Source organism: Acinetobacter lactucae, assembly GCF_013344765.1.
GTDB lineage: Bacteria > Pseudomonadota > Gammaproteobacteria > Pseudomonadales > Moraxellaceae > Acinetobacter > Acinetobacter lactucae_A.
This window is the reverse complement of the sequence record NZ_JABVBF010000324.1, coordinates 1-1,380: the sequence shown is the minus strand read 5'-3', so window position 1 is coordinate 1,380 and position 1,380 is coordinate 1. Positions and strand designations below refer to the sequence as shown.

Here is a 1,380-nt window from a genome sequence, read left to right as displayed (position 1 = left end):
ACTCTAATGAGTCGCTTTTTTACTGTTCAGAAACTCAAATTATTGAGCTTGTTGACCAGGTTGAACTACTACAGTACGGCTACCAGTGATTGTCGCGAATACACGACGGTTCATAGCACGACCTTCTTTAGTTTTGTTGTCAGCAATCGGTTGATCCCAAGCGAAGCCTTGAGTAGACAAACGAGATGCATCAACGTTGTATTCGTTTACAAGAGCTGATTTAACAGAGTTAGCACGAGCTAAAGATAAACGTTCATTCAACTTACGAGGACCAGTGTTATCTGTGTGACCTTCGATACGTGCAGTAGCGTTAGGGTATTCAGTTAACTTCTCAGCAACTTTAGCGATTTCTGGCTTGTATTGGTCTTTGATGTTTGATTTGTTAGTATCAAAGAACACACGAAGTTCCATGTTAAGGTCTTCAGTTAACTCTTGTGGCTGTGGAGCAACTGGAGTTGGTTCAACTGGAGCAACTTCTACTACAGGAGCAGCAGGCTTCAAGTGACCACCAAGAACTACGTTTAAACCAGCAAGAGCTGTATAACGCCAGTATTTTTCGTCAAAGTCATAAGTACCACGAGCTTCTGTACGAAGTGATAATGCATCGTTCAAACGATAGAAAGCACCTACACCGGCATTACCGATAGTATCTTTCTTGTCTTCATAGATACCATCAAACTCAGTTTTAGTTTGACCTGCACCTAATAATACATACGGCTTGAATTTGCTGTCATAGTTCTTAGTAATCAAATCTGAAGTTGCATAGAAGTTACCAGCAATAGTTTTTTGCTTGTATTCTGAACCAGCTACGCCAGTACCTTCAAGATCACCTTTAACTTGGTTATATTCAGCTTCGAAACCTAACCAAGGAGTTAATTCAACACCTAGTGCAGCACCAACGAATAAATCATCTTGCAATTCAGCATGACTTGTTAATTTATCGTTGTTGTGGTCACTATCCTGCCAAGTATAACCTACTAATAAAGGAGTAACAGTTACGCCCGCATTAGCAGCAGCTAATGGAGCAGCGACAAGCATAGCAAGTGCAATACGACTCAATTTCATGGATATCCTCCAGAGATAACAATTGTTGTTCAAGCTCAGCCTAAATTTATTGGCCCCTGAGATATTTTCACCCCAGTATTATTTTTAAGCTATTCACATTTGAATCATACAAACACTTGATAGACTTTCCAAGTGCTTGATAATTTTAATCAAGTAAATTATTGACAAAATTACTTACAATTTCCGTTGTAATTCGGTAATTTTTCACTCAATTAGCAAATATGAACAACTTCTTTCTTTCGCTTACGGTGATTTTACCAGTATTCTAGCATCCTGATAACCTTTATTTAATTTTGTGTTTCCTCACTATAAAAA

General features: G+C 38.5%; 1 protein-coding gene. It reads right to left on the bottom strand.

Translation table 11 applies throughout. The features are described from left to right. Nucleotides 1-39: 39 nt before the first annotated feature. On the bottom strand, nt 40-1,065 hold the full coding sequence (gene omp38, locus HUN22_RS17055; RefSeq protein WP_017385600.1) for an outer membrane protein Omp38: 1,026 nt from the start codon (nt 1,063-1,065) through the stop codon (nt 40-42). Between the last annotated feature and the right edge of the window lie 315 nt (nt 1,066-1,380).

Excerpts from the sequence above, each read along its gene's own strand:
- omp38 (WP_017385600.1), bottom strand. The coding sequence starts at position 1,065 with ATGAAATTGAGTCGTATTGCACTTGCTATGCTTGTCGCTGCTCCATTA.